Genomic DNA, 14,891 nt, shown 5'->3' with positions numbered 1-14,891 from the left:
GTCAGACCCCGAAGGCGGCCGGATAGACGATCGTGCCCCGCGGCACCGGCGCGGCCGTGTCGAGCACCAGCGCCATCATCGCCTCGTCCGGGACGTCGAAGCCCGGCCGGATCCCGTACCGCGACGCCGGTACGAATCCGAACCTCGGGTAGTACCCGGGATGGCCGAGCACCAGGACCAGCGACTCGCCCCGCAGCCGGGCCGCGTCGAGCGCCGCCCGCACCGCGGCCTGCCCGGCGCCCCGCCGCTGGTGCTCCGGGGCCGTGGACACCGGGGCCAGCGCGAGCGCCGGGGACCCGCCGACCCGGCACCGGGTCAGCAGGGCGTACGCCGCGACGGTGCCGCCCGGGCCGTCCGTGGCCACCATGGAGAGCCCGGGCAGCCAGGCCTCCGGATCGGCGCGCAGTGCGTCGACGAGCGCCGCCTCGTCCGGCGTGGGGAACGCCGCGGCGTTGACCGCGTGCACGGCCGCCGTGTCCGCCGCCGTCTCCGGCCGGACCGGCCAGCGCGGGTCGGCCGGGCGCAGCGCATAGCCCGCGTAGCCGTACTCCGCGCCGTGCTCGCGCCGCATGGCCAGTTCCTCACGGGTCGCCGCGAGGGCCCACGCCATGCCGGGAGCCGAGGCGTCGGCGGCCGCGACCCGCTCGGCCAGCGGAAGGTAGTACGCGTCCCAGTCGGTGTCGGGCTGCACCAGCGTCCCCAGCACGTGGTAGCCGGCCGCCACGGCCGCGGCGGTGTTGCCCGCCACCGGGCGCATGGTCGTCTCCCGCTCCCAGAAGGCGCGCGCCTCGGCGGTCGGGGCGCCGGTCGTCCAGACACACTCGGTGACCACCAGCGAGCCGCCCGGGGCGAGCAGCCGCTTCCAGTCCCGCAGCGCGGTGTCGAACCCGACGAGGTACGCCGAGCCCTCCGCCCAGACCAGGTCGAAGGACCCGTCGGGGAACCCGGGGCCGCGGAGGTCGCCCATGTCGGCCCGGACGGTACGGACGCGATCACCGAGCCCACGGGCTTCGGCCGCCGCGCGCAGCTCGTCGAGGAAGGGCTGATGGAGGTCGACGGCGGTCACCTCGGCGCCGGTCTCGGCGGCGAGGAGCAGCGCGGCCCGGCCGGGCCCGCAGCCCAGGTCCAGGACGCGCGGACGCTCCGGCAGCGGGCCGGCGTACTCCAGCAGGCGCCGGGTGGTGGCGTCGGAGCCGGGGCTCTGCCGGGGCAGGCCGTGGTGAAGGGAGAAGAACGCCTCGGTGCGGACGGCGTGGTCGTTGTCGGTCAACGTGGAACCCTTGGGTACGAGGGCTCCGGCCAACGGGTCGACCCGTTGCGGGTCGGGGGCTAGCCGAGAACCCGGGAGATGAGGAAGGACCGGGTGGTGCGCCGGGCGGGCGCCGTCGCGACGGTCATCAACCTCAGCTCCTCTCTCGTACGCGGGGAGGCCGAACGCCTCTGCGAATACCCTACACGGCCGGGTTCACGGGATCAGTGGCAGAGCTTGGCCTCGTGCTCGGCATGGCCGCTCGGCTCCAGCTGGAAGGTGCAGTGCTCCACGTCGAAGTGGGTACCGAGGCAGCCCTGGAGCTCGTGGAGCAGCTTCTCGTGGCCGATGGAGTCCAGCGCGTCCTGGCGCACCACCACATGGGCGGAGAGCACCGGCATGCCCGAAGTGATCGTCCAGGCGTGCAGGTCGTGGACGTCCAGCACGCCCGGCAGCGCGACGATGTGGGAACGCACCTCCGCCATGTCGACCCCCTTGGGCGCCGACTCCAGCAGCACGTTGAGCGTCTCCCGGAGCAGCTTCACCGTACGCGGGACGATCATCAGGCCGATGACCAGCGAGGCGATCGGGTCGGCGGCCTGCCAGCCGGTGAGCAGGATGATCCCGGCCGAGACCAGCACCGCGACCGAACCGAGGGTGTCCGCCATCACCTCCAGATACGCGCCGCGCACATTGAGGCTCTCCTTCTGTCCGCGCATCAGCAGCGACAGCGAGACGATGTTGGCGACCATGCCGACCGCGGCGACGGCGATGGCCACCCCGCCCCTGGTCTCGGCGGGGGTGATGAAGCGGTCGACGGCCTCGACGAGCAGGAAGCCGCCCACCCCGAGCAGCAGCACACAGTTGGCCAGCGCGGCGAGGATCTCGGCGCGGGCATAGCCGAAGGTGCGGTTCGGCCCGGCCGGGCGATTGGCGAAGTGGATCGCCAGCAGCGCCATGCCCAGCCCCAGGGCGTCGGTCGCCATGTGGGCCGCGTCGGCGATCAGCGCGAGGGAGTTGGCGAACAGACCGCCGACGATCTCCACGGTCATCACGGTGAGTGTGATGCCGAGCGCGATGCGCAGCCGCCCCCGGTGGGCGGCCGCCGCCGTGCCGGTGGGCGGTGGCCCGCCGTGTGTGTGTCCGTGGTCGTGCCCTGCCCCCATGAGGAACGCCTCCAGGTCGTCTCGACGCCCCGGACGCGATCGGCCCGGGAGGCCCAGTCAACTACGGGTGGGGGGTATGCGGCAACACGGTACTGAACACCGTTGTCATATGCTGTGACCTGCGGAAATGCTGGCAGGTCAGAGCGTTGGAGCCGGATGGGCGAGCGAGCCGCTGCCGCCGCGTTTTGTCAGTGGGGGCGGCGATCGACGATGATGATCGCGGACGGCACCGCATGGTGCCGGTCCACCCCGAACAGGGCGCAAACGGTCGGTGAACTCGTGCTTCCGTTCATCCGATAGCCTCTGCCGACGTGCCGCCGGCCCGCATCCGGGCCGCACTGTCGCGCGCCGACCCCGTCAGCACCAAGGAGTGAGTTCGTCTGTCGACCGCCATCCTCACCGGTGCACCGGTACCCGGGTCGTCGCTCGCGGACGATCTGCGGTCACTCGGCTTCGACGTACAGATCGCCGCCGATGTGTCCGAGGCCGCACGGCTGCTCTCGGCCGTCCCCGCCGACCGCCGCGTCGCACTGGTGGACCCCCGCTTCGTCGGTCATGTCCACGCCCTCCGGCTCGGACTGACCGACCCCCGGTTCCCCGCCGCCACCGTGCCCGGCGCGCTCACCGCGCAGCCCGAGTCGCGCCCCGCGCTCGCCCGGGCCCTGGACACCGCGGCCGAGGCCGTCGGCGCGGGACTGCCCACCGGCCCCGCCGACGTGCCGGTCACCGACCGCACCGTACCCGGCCGCCTCGCCCTCGCCATGGACGCCGGGGGCACCACGGTCCAGCGCCCCGAGCTCGGCTCGCTGGTCGCCGCCGTACCCACCGACGGGCCCGCGCGTGAGGCGGCACAGCTCGCCCGCGACGCCGTGGACGACGAGGCCGTACGGCTGCGCAGCGCCGTGAAGGCCCACGACGGCTTCTTCACCACGTTCTTCATCAGCCCGTACTCCCGCTACATCGCCCGCTGGTGCGCGCGTCGCGGCCTCACGCCCAACCAGGTCACCACCGCCTCCCTGCTGACCGCGCTCATAGCGGCCGGCAGCGCGGCCACCGGCACCCGGGGCGGCTACGTCGCCGCCGGGGTGCTGCTCCTCCTCTCCTTCGTGCTCGACTGCACCGACGGCCAGCTCGCCCGCTACTCGCTCCAGTACTCCACGATGGGCGCCTGGCTGGACGCGACCTTCGACCGGGCCAAGGAGTACGCCTACTACGCGGGCCTCGCGCTCGGTGCCGCCCGCGGCGGCGACGACGTCTGGGCGCTCGCCCTCGGCGCGATGGTGCTCCAGGCCTGCCGGCACGTCATCGACTTCTCGTTCAACGAGGCCAATCACGACGCGGTGGCCAATTCGAGCCCCACGGCGGCCCTCTCCACCAAGCTCGACAGCGTCGGCTGGACGGTCTGGCTGCGCCGCATGATCGTGCTCCCGATCGGTGAGCGCTGGGCGATGATCGCGGTCCTCACCGCCGTCACCACGCCCCGGATCGTCTTCTACGCCCTGCTCGTCGGCTGCTCCTTCGCCGCCTGCTACACCACCGCCGGGCGGCTGCTGCGCTCGCTCACCCGCAAGGCGCGGCGCACCGACCGCGCCGCCCGGGCCCTCGCGGACCTCGCCGACTCCGGCCCGCTGGCCGAGGCCGTCGCCAGGTTCGGGCCCCGGCTCGGCGGCAGCTGGAGCGCCCCGGTCACGGCCCTGCTCGCCGGCGCGCTGATGGTCGCCTCCGCGCTCACCCAGCCCTTCGGCAGCTGGCACACCATCCTGGCCGCGGTGGTCTACGCGATGTTCTCCGGCATGGCCGTCTCCCGCCCCCTCAAGGGCGCCCTCGACTGGCTGGTGCCCCCGGCGTTCCGGGCCGCCGAGTACTGCACCGTGCTGATCCTCGCGGCCCGCAGCGATGTCCCGGGCGCTCTCCCGGCGGCCTTCGGGCTGGTCTCCGCCGTCGCCTACCATCACTACGACACCGTGTACCGCATCCGAGGCGGCACGGGCGCGCCGCCCCGGTGGCTGGTCCGCACGATCGGCGGGCACGAGGGCCGCGTCCTGGCGGTGACCGTACTGGCCGCCGTATTCACCCGGACCTCGGCCTTCACCGCGGCACTCACCACGCTCGCCGTGGCGGTGGCCCTGGTGGTGCTGGTGGAGTCCATCCGCTTCTGGGTGTCCTCCGGAGCACCCGCCGTTCACGACGAAGGAGAACCCGCATGATCGGCCTCGTACTGGCAGCCGGTGCAGGACGGCGTCTGCGCCCCTACACCGACACGCTCCCGAAGGCCCTCGTGCCTGTCGACGGCGAGAAGACCGTCCTGGACCTCACGCTGGCCAACTTCGCGGAGATCGGACTCACCGAGGTCGCCGTCGTCGTCGGCTACCGCAAGGAGGCCGTGTACGCCCGCAAGGCCGAGCTGGAGGCCACCTACGGCCTCAGCATCACCCTGATCGACAACGACAAGGCCGAGGAGTGGAACAACGCCTACTCCCTGTGGTGCGCCCGTGAGGTGCTGGGCCGCGGCGTCATCCTGGCCAACGGCGACACCGTCCACCCGGTCTCCGTCGAGAAGACCCTGCTCGCCGCCCGTGGCGAGGGCCGCCGGATCATCCTCGCCCTCGACGCGGTCAAGCAGCTCGCCGACGAGGAGATGAAGGTCGTCGCCGAGGACGGCAAGGGCGTGCGGCACATCACCAAGCTGATGGACCCCGCCGCCGCGAGCGGTGAGTACATCGGCGTCACCCTCATCGAGCCCGAGGCCGCCGCGGAGCTGGCCGACGCCCTGAAGGCGACCTTCGAGCGCGACCCCGACCTCTACTACGAGGACGGCTACCAGGAGCTCGTGAACCGCGGCTTCACCATCGACGTGGCCCCCATCGGCGAAGTGACGTGGGTGGAGATCGACAACCACGACGACCTCGCGAAGGGCCGTGAGATCGCGTGCCAGTACTGACCCGGCTCATTCCGTCCCCGGTCGTCGTCGACATCCGTCGCGGCGCCCTGGACGATCTGGCCGGCCTCCTCGCCGACCAGCGGATCTCCGCCTCCGGCAAGCTCGCCGTCGCGATCAGCGACGGCTCGGGGCGCGCCCTGCGCGAGCGGCTCGCACCCGCGCTGCCCGGCGCCGACTGGTACCCGGTGACCGACGGCACCCTCGACTCGGCGGTCAAGCTGGCCGACGACATCAAGGGCAACCGGTACGACGCCGTGGTCGGCCTCGGCGGCGGCAAGATCGTCGACGTGGCGAAGTACGCGGCCGCGCGGGTCGGCCTGCCCATGGTCGCGGTGGCGACGAACCTCGCCCACGACGGCCTGTGCTCACCCGTCGCCACCCTCGACAACGACAACGGCCGCGGCTCCTACGGGGTCCCCACCCCGATCGCGGTCGTCATCGACCTCGGCATAGTCCGCCAGGCCCCCGCCCGCTTCGTGCGCTCGGGGATCGGCGACGCGGTCTCCAACATCTCCTGCGTGGCCGACTGGGAGCTCTCCCACGAGATCACCGGCGAGGAGATCGACGGCCTGGCCGCCGCCATGGCCCGGCAGGCGGGCGAGGCCGTGCTGCGCCACCCCGGCGGGATCGGCGACGACGCCTTCCTCAAGGTGCTCGCCGAGGGCCTGGTGATGACCGGCATCTCGATGTCCGTCGCCGGGGACTCGCGCCCGGCCTCGGGCGCCTGCCACGAGATCAACCACGCCTTCGATTTGCTGTACCCCCGGCGCGCGGCCAGCCACGGCGAGCAGGTCGGCCTCGGCGCCTGCTTCGCCATGTACCTGCGCGGCGTCCGCGAGGAGTCGCTGCACATGGCGGCCACCCTGCGCCGCCACGGCCTGCCGGTCCGGCCCGAGGAGATCGGCTTCAGCGCCGACGAGTTCGTCCGGGCCGTCGAGTACGCCCCGCAGACCCGCCCGGGGCGCTTCACCATCCTGGAACACCTCAACCTGTCCACCGACCAGATCAGGGACGCGTACGCCGACTATGCAAAAGCCATCGATAGCTGAACTCCGTCCGGTCGTGCACCCGCCGGGCGTGAAGGACCGGCGCAGCGGTGAGCACTGGGCTGGTCGGCTCTACATGCGCGAGATCTCGCTGCGCATCGACCGGCACCTGGTGAACACCCGGGTCACTCCCAACCAGCTGACCTACCTGATGACCGTCGCCGGGGTGCTCTCCGCACCGGCCCTGCTCGTGCCGGGCATCCCCGGCGCGCTGCTCGGCGTGCTGATGGTCCAGCTCTACCTCCTGCTCGACTGCGTCGACGGCGAGGTGGCCCGCTGGAAGAAGCAGTTCTCGCTGGGCGGCGTCTACCTCGACCGGGTCGGCGCGTACCTCTGCGACGCGGCCGTGCTGGTCGGCTTCGGCCTGCGCGCCGCCGACCTGTGGGGCACCGGACGGATCGACTGGCTCTGGGCCTTCCTGGGCACGCTCGCGGCCCTCGGCGCCATCCTGATCAAGGCCGAGACGGACCTGGTCGGCGTCGCCCGTCACCAGGGCGGGCTGCCGCCCGTCAAGGAGGCCGCCTCCGAGCCGCGCTCCTCCGGGATGGCGCTCGCCCGCCGGGCCGCCGCCGCGCTCAAGTTCCACCGGCTGATCCTCGGGGTCGAGGCGTCCCTGGTCATCCTGGTGGCGGCCGTCCTCGACGCGGTCCGCGACGACCTCTTCTTCAGCCGGCTGATGGTCGCCGTGCTGGCCGGGATCGCGCTGCTGCAGACGCTGCTGCACCTGGTGTCGATCCTGGTGTCGAGCAGGCTGAAGTGAGCTCGCCCATGAAACTCGGCGCGGTGATCATCACCATGGGCAATCGCCCCGAGGAGCTCCGTGCCCTCCTCGATTCGGTCGCCGCGCAGGAGGGCGACCGGATCGAGGTGGTGGTCGTCGGCAACGGCGCCCCGGTACCGGACGTCCCCGCGGGCGTGCGCACCGTCGAGCTGCCCGAGAACCTGGGCATCCCCGGCGGCCGCAACGTCGGGATCGAGGCCTTCGGCCCGTCCGGCGCCGATGTGGACGCCCTGCTCTTCCTCGACGACGACGGGCGGCTGCCGCGCACCGACACCGCCGAGCTGTGCCGCCGGGCCTTCGAGTCCGACCCCCGGCTGGGCATCATCAGCTTCCGGATCGCCGACCCGGACACCGGTGTCACCCAGCGCCGCCACGTACCGCGGCTGCGCGCCTCCGACCCGATGCGTTCCTCCCGGGTGACGACCTTCCTCGGCGGCGCCAACGCCGTACGCACCAAGGTCGTCGCCGAGGTGGGCCCGCTGCCCGGGGAGTTCTTCTACGCGCACGAGGAGACCGACCTCGCCTGGCGGGCACTGGACGCCGGCTGGATGATCGACTACCGCGCGGACATGGTGCTGGACCACCCCACCACCGCGCCCTCGCGGCACGCGGTCTACCACCGGATGGTGGCCCGCAACCGGGTCTGGCTGGCGCGCCGCAATCTGCCCGCCCCCCTGGTGCCGGTCTACCTCGGCGTGTGGCTGCTGCTGACCCTGCTGCGCAGGCCGTCGGGAGCGGCGCTGAAGGCATGGTTCGGCGGCTTCCGGGAGGGGTGGACCACCCCCTGCGGAACCCGCCGCCCGATGAAGTGGCGCACGGTCTGGCGGCTGACCCGCCTCGGCCGCCCTCCCGTGATCTGAGAGGTTCTCCTCTGAGAGCATGGGACGTACGTTCTCCCTACGGGATCTGTCCGCTCCGAGCCGCGCCCGCGACTGGCTGCGCATCTTGAATACGAGAGTTTCATCTGGTGAGTGACACAACCCACGACGGTGCGGTCTCCCTGAGCACCCCGCCATCCGTCGACGACGGCCTGAGCCCGGCCGAGCTGGCCGCCAAGTACGGCCTGACGGTGAGCGGTGCCCGGCCGGGGCTCCTCGAGTACATCCGGCAGCTCTGGGGCCGGCGCCACTTCATCATGGCGTTCTCCAGGGCGAAGCTGACCGCCCAGTACAGCCAGGCGAAGCTCGGCCAGCTGTGGCAGGTGGCCACGCCGCTGCTCAACGCCCTGGTCTACTTCCTGATCTTCGGGCTGATCCTGGGCACCCGGAAGGGAATGACCCAGGAGGTCTTCATCCCGTTCCTGGTGACCGGGGTGTTCGTCTTCACCTTCACCCAGAGCTCCGTCATGGCCGGGGTGCGGGCCATCTCCGGGAATCTGGGGCTGGTCCGGGCGCTGCACTTCCCGCGCGCCTCGCTGCCCATCTCGTTCTCGCTCCAGCAGCTCCAGCAGCTGCTGTACTCGATGATCGTGCTCGCGGTCGTGGCCGTCGCCTTCGGGAGCTACCCGGGCCCGTCGTGGCTGCTGGTCGTTCCGGCGCTGGTCATGCAGTTCGTCTTCAACACCGGTCTGGCGCTGATCATGGCCCGGCTCGGCAGCAAGACCCCCGACCTCGCCCAGCTGATGCCGTTCGTGATGCGGACCTGGATGTACGCCTCGGGCGTCATGTTCTCCATCCCGGTGATGCTCAAGGACAAGCCGGCCTGGATCGCCGACGTGCTCCAGTACAACCCGGCGGCCATCTACATGGACCTGATCCGTTTCGCGCTGATCGACGGCTACGGCTCCGAGAACCTGCCCGCGCACGTGTGGATCGTGGCACTCGGCTGGGCGGTCCTGGTCGGGCTCGTGGGCTTCGTGTACTTCTGGAAGGCAGAGGAACGGTACGGCCGTGGCTGACGACAAGACCCAGGGGCGCGTCCCCACCGTCATCGCCGACGACGTGCACATCGTGTACCGGGTCAACGGCGCGGGCGGCGGCAAGGGCAGCGCCACCGCGGCGCTGAGCCGGATGCTGCGCCGAGGCAAGGGCGAGCCCCGCGGGGTGCGCAAGGTCCACGCCGTGCGCGGCGTCACCTTCACCGCCTACCGGGGCGAGGCGATCGGCCTCATCGGTACCAACGGCTCCGGCAAGTCGACGCTGCTGCGGGCCATCGCCGGTCTGCTGCCGACCGAGAAGGGCAAGGTCTTCACCGACGGCCAGCCCTCGCTGCTCGGCGTCAACGCGGCGCTGATGAGCGATCTGACCGGCGAGCGCAACGTGGTGCTCGGCGGCCTCGCCATGGGCATGTCCCGCGAGGAGATCCGCGAGCGCTACCAGGGCATCGTCGACTTCTCGGGCATCAACGAGAAGGGCGACTTCATCACCCTGCCGATGCGGACGTACTCCTCCGGCATGGCCGCGCGGCTGCGGTTCTCCATCGCCGCGGCGAAGAACCACGACGTCCTCATGATCGACGAGGCGCTGGCGACCGGTGACCGCAAGTTCCAGATCCGCTCCGAGAAGCGCATCCGGGAGCTCCGCAAGGAGGCGGGCACCGTCTTCCTGGTCAGCCACAGCAACAAGTCCATCAGGGACACCTGTGACCGGGTGCTCTGGCTGGAGAAGGGCGAGCTCCTGATGGACGGCCCGACGGACGAGGTGCTCAAGGCGTACGAGCGCGAGACCGGCAAGTAGCGCCCCCGCCGCCCCGAGGCCTCCCGACGGCCCCTGCCGGACAGCCCGGCGGGGGCCGTCGCGCTGTCCGGATGGTGGACGGCGCCCGGACGGGTGCACGCCCGGCGGTACGCCCCGCGCCGGATCTCGTCCCGTCGGATGACGTCAATTCCCTTGATCGGGTGGAAGGTTGGCGGGGCGGCGCGCGGGGTGACGGGAGGCCTCGCACCCCGCCGTATGGATGAGCGTTGTACAACGTAAGCTGTACCGGTGCTGATTCGAGGCAAGTGGGGCGATAGCCCCTGGTGCACGGCCCGTAGACAGCGCTCCGCACTCGGCCGAGCGGGCGGCGTGTCCGGAATGGGATGTTTTGGGTCAGCGGTGTAGAACGGGAGATGTGGCGGCAATGACGGAAGATCTCCAGCTCCGGGGTGCTCACGCCGTCCCAGCACCGGGCGGCGACAGGTGACCCCGACGCATTCCGGCGACGCCGCGCCTAGCACCCTCGACAAGGCCGCGCACGAGAACTTCCCCGTAGCGCCCTTCTTCCTGCCCCGGGCCTGGCGCGACGACCTCATGGCCGTCTACGGCTACGCCCGCCTCGTCGACGACATCGGCGACGGCGACCTCGCCCCCGGTGGCGCGGACGCCCGGCACCTCGGCCTCGACCCCGCGCGGGCCGGGGACCGGCTCGCCATGCTCGATGCCCTGGAGGCCGATCTGCACCGGGTCTTCGCCCCGTCCGGCGACGGCCCCCGCCATCCCCTGCTGCGCGGCCTGCGCCCCACCGTGCGGCGCCGCGCCCTCACCCCGGAACCCTTCCTCGGCCTCCTGGAGGCGAACCGGCAGGACCAGAAGGTCCGCCGCTACGGGACGTACGAGGAACTCCTGGCCTACTGCGAACTGTCCGCCAACCCCGTGGGCCGGCTGGTGCTCCAGATCACCGGCACCGCCAGCCCCGAGCGCATCCGCCGCTCCGACGCCGTCTGCACCGGACTCCAGATCGTCGAGCACCTCCAGGACGTCGCCGAGGACCTCGGCCGCGACCGGATCTATCTGCCCGCCGACGACATGGCGCGGTTCCGTGTCACCGAGGCCGACCTCGCCGCACCTTCGGCGGGCGCCGCAGTGCGCTCGCTGATCGCGTACGAGGCGGAACGGGCCCGCGAACTGCTGGATGAAGGCACCCCCCTCGTGGGTAGCGTCGACGGCAGGCTCAAGCTGCTTCTCGCCGGATTCGTGGCGGGCGGCAACGCCGCCCTGGCCGCGATCACCGACGCCGGGTTCGATGTACTGCCCGGACCGCCCAAGCCCAGCAGGCCCGGACGGCTGCGCGAGGCGGGAGTTGTCTTGCGAAGAGCGCGTAGAGAGGGGTGAGCCGGACCGTGGAGGGACAGACGACGTACATGTCGGCACCGGTACAGGCCGCATACAGTTACTGCGAGGCGGTCACCGGACAGCAGGCGCGTAACTTCGCGTACGGGATCAGGCTGCTGCCGACCGAGAAGCGGCAGGCCATGTCGGCGCTGTACGCCTTCTCCCGCCGGGTCGACGACATCGGCGACGGCGAGCTGGACCCGGAGACCAAGCGGGTCCGGCTGGAGGGCACCCGCGGCGTCCTGGACCGGATCAGGAACGGCGAGGTCGACGAGGACGACACCGACCCGGTGGCCGTCGCGCTCGCCGATGCCGCGCGCCGCTTCCCGCTGCCGCTCGGCGGGCTCGACGAGCTCATCGACGGCGTACTGATGGACGTGCGCGGAGCGACCTACGAGACCTGGGACGACCTGAAGGTCTACTGCCGCTGCGTCGCGGGCGCCATCGGCCGCCTCAGCCTGGGCGTCTTCGGGACCGAGCCCGGCGCTCCGGGGGCCGAACGGGCCGCGGAGTACGCCGACACGCTCGGCCTCGCGCTCCAGCTGACCAACATCCTGCGCGACGTCCGCGAGGACGCGGGCAACGGGCGTACGTATCTGCCGGCCGACGACCTCGCCAAGTTCGGCTGCTCGGCCGGCTTCCACCGGTCCGTACCCCCCTCCGGCGCCGACTTCGCGGGGCTGGTCCACTTCGAGGTGCGCCGCGCCCGCGCCCTGTTCGCCGAGGGGTACCGGCTGCTGCCGATGCTGGACCGGCGCAGCGGAGCCTGCGTGGCGGCCATGGCGGGCATCTACCGGCGGCTGCTGGACCGGATCGAGCGCGATCCCGGGGCGGTGCTGCGCGGCCGGGTCTCGCTGCCCGGGCACGAGAAGGCGTACGTCGCGGTGCGCGGTCTGTCGGGTCTCGACGCCCGGCACGTCTCCCGGCGTACGGCCAGGGGGCGCGTCTGATGCGCCGTAAGGACATCTCACGCACCATGTGCACCACGGAGACCCGATCGCATCAGCGGTCAACCCCGTCCCAGGGATACGCGTCCCTGACTGAAGTGACCCGGCGGAAGGAGGACGCATGACGCACGAAGCACCGGGCGCCGCCCGCGCGGTCGTGATCGGCGGCGGCCTCGCCGGCATCACCTCGGCCCTGCGCCTGGCCGACGCCGGGCTCGGCGTGACCCTGCTGGAGGGCCGGCCCCGGCTCGGCGGCCTCGCCTTCTCCTTCCGGCGCGGCGAACTGACGGTCGACAACGGACAGCATGTCTACCTGCGCTGCTGCACGGCCTACCGCTGGTTCCTCGACCGGGTCGACGGAGCCCGCCTCGCGCCCCTCCAGGACCGGCTGGACGTACCCGTCCTCGACGTCGGGCGGCCCTCGGGGCCCCGGCTCGGCCGGCTGCGCCGCAACGCCCTGCCGGTGCCCTTCCATCTCGCCGCCGGGCTGGCCGCCTACCCGCACCTCTCGCTCGCCGAGCGGGCGAGTGTGGGTCGCGCCGCGCTGGCCCTCGGCCGCCTCGACCTGGACGACCCGGCCCTCGACACCGTCGACTTCGGCAGCTGGCTCGCCCGGCACGGCCAGTCGCCGCGCGCCATCGAGGCCCTCTGGGACCTGGTCGGCGTCGCCACACTGAACGCCACCGCACCCGACTCCTCACTGGCGCTCGCCGCGAAGGTCTTCAAGACCGGGCTCCTGTCCGATCCCGGCGCCGCCGACATCGGCCTGCCGCGGGTGCCGCTGGGCGAGGTGCACGACACGCTGGCGCGCAAGGCCCTCGACGCCGCCGGGGTCCGTACCGAACTGCGGGCCAAGGCCACCGCCCTCACCCGCACGGCGGAGGGCCGCTGGAGCGTGGAGACCGGCGGCGAACGGATCGAGGCGGACGCCGTCGTCCTCGCCGTCCCGCAGCACGAGGCCCACGGCCTGCTCCCCGAAGGCGCGCTCGACGACCCCGACCGGCTGCTGGCCATCGGTACCTCGCCGATCCTCAACGTGCACGTCGTCTACGACCGCAAGGTGCTGCGCCGCCCGTTCTTCGCCGCGCTCGGCTCCCCGGTCCAGTGGGTCTTCGACCGTACGGACGCCTCCGGGCTCACCGGCCCCGGGCAGTATCTCGCGGTGTCCCAGTCCGCCGCCGGCGAGGAGATCGATCTGCCCGTCGCCGAGCTGCGCGCCCGCTACCTGCCGGAGCTGGAGCGGCTGCTGCCCGCCGCCCGGGGCGCCGGAATCCGGGACTTCTTCGTCACCCGGGAGCGTGCGGCGACCTTCGCCCCCACCCCGGGCGCGGGACGGCTGCGGCCGGGTTCCCGCACCCGCCTGCCCGGCCTCGGCCTGGCCGGGGCGTGGACGGCCACCGGCTGGCCCGCCACGATGGAGGGCGCCGTCCGCAGCGGATTCAGTGCGGCGGACGCCGCACTCCGGGCGCTCGGCCGCACCCAAGAACATCCGCTGCAGGAAGCGGCATGAGCAGTACCACCGGAACAAGAGGAGAGTCAGTGACCCCGGCGAATCCGGCTTTTGACACCGTGGCCGACACCACGGACGTCGCCGCGCTTCTTGAGCGCGGACGAGCCCTTTCCGCTCCGGTGCTCCGGGCCGCCGTCGACCGGCTCGCACCGCCCATGGACACCGTCGCCGCCTACCACTTCGGCTGGATCGACGCCCAGGGACAGCCCGCCGACGGCGACGGCGGCAAGGCCGTCCGTCCGGCCCTCGCCCTGCTGTCCGCCGAGGCCGCCGGAGCCGCCCCCGAGGCGGGCGTCCCCGGAGCCGTCGCCGTCGAACTGGTGCACAACTTCTCGTTGCTGCACGACGACCTGATGGACGGCGACGAACAGCGCCGCCACCGCGACACGGTGTGGAAGGTGCACGGCCCCGCCCAGGCGATCCTGGTCGGCGACGCGCTCTTCGCCCTCGCGAGCGAGGTCCTGCTGGAGCTCGGCACCGTCGAGGCGGGCCGCGCCACGCGCAGGCTGACCACCGCCAGCCGCAAGCTGATCGACGGCCAGGCGCAGGACATCTCGTACGAGCACCGTGAGCGGGTCACCGTCGAGGAGTGCCTGGAGATGGAGGGCAACAAGACCGGCGCCCTGCTCGCCTGCGCCTGCTCCATCGGCGCGGTGCTCGGCGGCGCCGACGACCGCACCGCCGACACCCTGGAGGCGTACGGCTACCACCTCGGCCTCGCCTTCCAGGCCGTCGACGACCTCCTCGGCATCTGGGGCGACCCGGAGTCGACCGGCAAGCAGACCTGGAGCGACCTGCGGCAGCGCAAGAAGTCGCTGCCGGTCGTCGCCGCGCTGGCCGCGGGCGGTCCGGCGTCGCAGCGGCTGGGCGAACTGCTCGCCGCCGACGCCAAGAGCAGCGATTTCGACAGCTTCTCCGAAGAGGAGTTCGCCGCCCGTGCGGCGCTCATCGAGGAGGCGGGTGGCCGGGACTGGACCGCCCAGGAGGCCCGTCGGCAGCATGCGGTCGCCATCGAGGCGCTGCACCGCGTCGACATGCCGCAGACCGTGCGGGCGCAGCTCACGGCGCTCGCTGACTTCGTCGTCGTACGAAAGAGATGATGACCATCTGCTCCATATGACTCGCAGTCGCCGGCCGGCGCCCTGACAAGGGGCGTCGGCCGACGGAGACCCCAGCACAGCAGAGAAACCCATAACGTGTGACGGATTTTGCGAACACAC

General features: G+C 72.2%; 13 protein-coding genes. 11 read left to right on the top strand and 2 right to left on the bottom strand.

Annotated elements, in window-relative coordinates; genetic code table 11:
• Position 1: 1 nt before the first annotated feature.
• Both ACFCV8_RS28700 and ACFCV8_RS28695 read right to left on the bottom strand, forming a co-directional pair.
• A complete protein-coding gene (locus ACFCV8_RS28700) occupies positions 2 to 1,270 on the bottom strand; it encodes a GNAT family N-acetyltransferase (protein WP_376688368.1) in 1,269 nt (422 codons plus the stop codon).
• Positions 1,271 to 1,473: 203 nt separating this feature from the next.
• A complete protein-coding gene (locus ACFCV8_RS28695; RefSeq protein ID WP_376688367.1) occupies positions 1,474 to 2,415 on the bottom strand; it encodes a cation diffusion facilitator family transporter in 942 nt (313 codons plus the stop codon).
• A gap of 437 nt (positions 2,416 to 2,852) precedes the next feature.
• On the opposite strand from ACFCV8_RS28695, the gene ACFCV8_RS28690 reads away from it, so the two are divergent.
• The 11 genes from ACFCV8_RS28690 (at position 2,853) to ACFCV8_RS28640 (ending at position 14,771) form a co-directional block, all read left to right on the top strand.
• On the top strand, positions 2,853 to 4,622 hold the full coding sequence (locus ACFCV8_RS28690) for a DUF5941 domain-containing protein (protein ID WP_376688370.1): 1,770 nt from the start codon (positions 2,853 to 2,855) through the stop codon (positions 4,620 to 4,622).
• Complete coding sequence (locus ACFCV8_RS28685; RefSeq protein WP_376688366.1) at positions 4,619 to 5,356, top strand: sugar phosphate nucleotidyltransferase; 738 nt, start codon at positions 4,619 to 4,621, stop codon at positions 5,354 to 5,356. Before ACFCV8_RS28690 ends, ACFCV8_RS28685 begins: the two co-directional genes overlap by 4 nt.
• Positions 5,344 to 6,405 carry an iron-containing alcohol dehydrogenase family protein gene (locus ACFCV8_RS28680; RefSeq protein WP_376688365.1) on the top strand — a complete coding sequence of 354 codons (1,062 nt, stop codon included), beginning with the start codon at positions 5,344 to 5,346 and terminating at the stop codon, positions 6,403 to 6,405. Before ACFCV8_RS28685 ends, ACFCV8_RS28680 begins: the two co-directional genes overlap by 13 nt.
• Positions 6,383 to 7,162 (top strand): CDP-alcohol phosphatidyltransferase family protein, encoded by a 780-nt coding sequence (locus ACFCV8_RS28675; RefSeq protein ID WP_376688364.1) that lies wholly within the window; start codon positions 6,383 to 6,385, stop codon positions 7,160 to 7,162. The genes ACFCV8_RS28680 and ACFCV8_RS28675 overlap by 23 nt, the downstream gene beginning before the upstream one ends.
• Positions 7,163 to 7,170: 8 nt before the next feature.
• Positions 7,171 to 8,043: a glycosyltransferase family 2 protein gene (locus tag ACFCV8_RS28670; protein WP_376688369.1), complete on the top strand. Its 873-nt coding sequence runs from the start codon at positions 7,171 to 7,173 to the stop codon at positions 8,041 to 8,043.
• Positions 8,044 to 8,150: 107 nt separating this feature from the next.
• A complete protein-coding gene (locus tag ACFCV8_RS28665) occupies positions 8,151 to 9,080 on the top strand; it encodes an ABC transporter permease (protein ID WP_376688363.1) in 930 nt (309 codons plus the stop codon).
• Positions 9,073 to 9,858 carry an ABC transporter ATP-binding protein gene (locus ACFCV8_RS28660; RefSeq protein ID WP_376688362.1) on the top strand — a complete coding sequence of 262 codons (786 nt, stop codon included), beginning with the start codon at positions 9,073 to 9,075 and terminating at the stop codon, positions 9,856 to 9,858. The genes ACFCV8_RS28665 and ACFCV8_RS28660 overlap by 8 nt, the downstream gene beginning before the upstream one ends.
• 444 nt (positions 9,859 to 10,302) lie before the next feature.
• Positions 10,303 to 11,214, top strand: coding sequence for a squalene synthase HpnC (gene hpnC / locus ACFCV8_RS28655; RefSeq protein ID WP_376688361.1), 912 nt, complete (start codon positions 10,303 to 10,305; stop codon positions 11,212 to 11,214).
• 29 nt (positions 11,215 to 11,243) lie between these two features.
• The gene (gene hpnD / locus ACFCV8_RS28650) at positions 11,244 to 12,164 is read left to right on the top strand and encodes a presqualene diphosphate synthase HpnD (RefSeq protein WP_376688360.1); all 921 of its coding nucleotides are present in this window, start codon (positions 11,244 to 11,246) and stop codon (positions 12,162 to 12,164) included.
• A gap of 118 nt (positions 12,165 to 12,282) precedes the next feature.
• A complete protein-coding gene (gene hpnE / locus ACFCV8_RS28645; RefSeq protein WP_376688359.1) occupies positions 12,283 to 13,671 on the top strand; it encodes a hydroxysqualene dehydroxylase HpnE in 1,389 nt (462 codons plus the stop codon).
• Positions 13,668 to 14,771: a polyprenyl synthetase family protein gene (locus tag ACFCV8_RS28640; RefSeq protein ID WP_376688358.1), complete on the top strand. Its 1,104-nt coding sequence runs from the start codon at positions 13,668 to 13,670 to the stop codon at positions 14,769 to 14,771. Before hpnE ends, ACFCV8_RS28640 begins: the two co-directional genes overlap by 4 nt.
• Positions 14,772 to 14,891: the final 120 nt, after the last annotated feature.

It is taken from the genome of Streptomyces sp. NPDC056347, assembly GCF_042262625.1.
Lineage (GTDB): Bacteria > Actinomycetota > Actinomycetes > Streptomycetales > Streptomycetaceae > Streptomyces.
This window is presented reverse-complemented; position numbering and strand designations above follow the sequence as displayed.

Coding starts and splice junctions, on each gene's coding strand:
- ACFCV8_RS28695 (WP_376688367.1), bottom strand. CDS start 2,415: ATGGGGGCAGGGCACGACCACGGACACACACACGGCGGGCCACCGCCC.
- ACFCV8_RS28685 (WP_376688366.1), top strand. CDS start 4,619: ATGATCGGCCTCGTACTGGCAGCCGGTGCAGGACGGCGTCTGCGCCCC.
- ACFCV8_RS28675 (WP_376688364.1), top strand. CDS start 6,383: ATGCAAAAGCCATCGATAGCTGAACTCCGTCCGGTCGTGCACCCGCCG.
- ACFCV8_RS28670 (WP_376688369.1), top strand. CDS start 7,171: ATGAAACTCGGCGCGGTGATCATCACCATGGGCAATCGCCCCGAGGAG.
- hpnD (WP_376688360.1), top strand. CDS start 11,244: ATGTCGGCACCGGTACAGGCCGCATACAGTTACTGCGAGGCGGTCACC.
- hpnE (WP_376688359.1), top strand. CDS start 12,283: ATGACGCACGAAGCACCGGGCGCCGCCCGCGCGGTCGTGATCGGCGGC.
- ACFCV8_RS28640 (WP_376688358.1), top strand. CDS start 13,668: ATGAGCAGTACCACCGGAACAAGAGGAGAGTCAGTGACCCCGGCGAAT.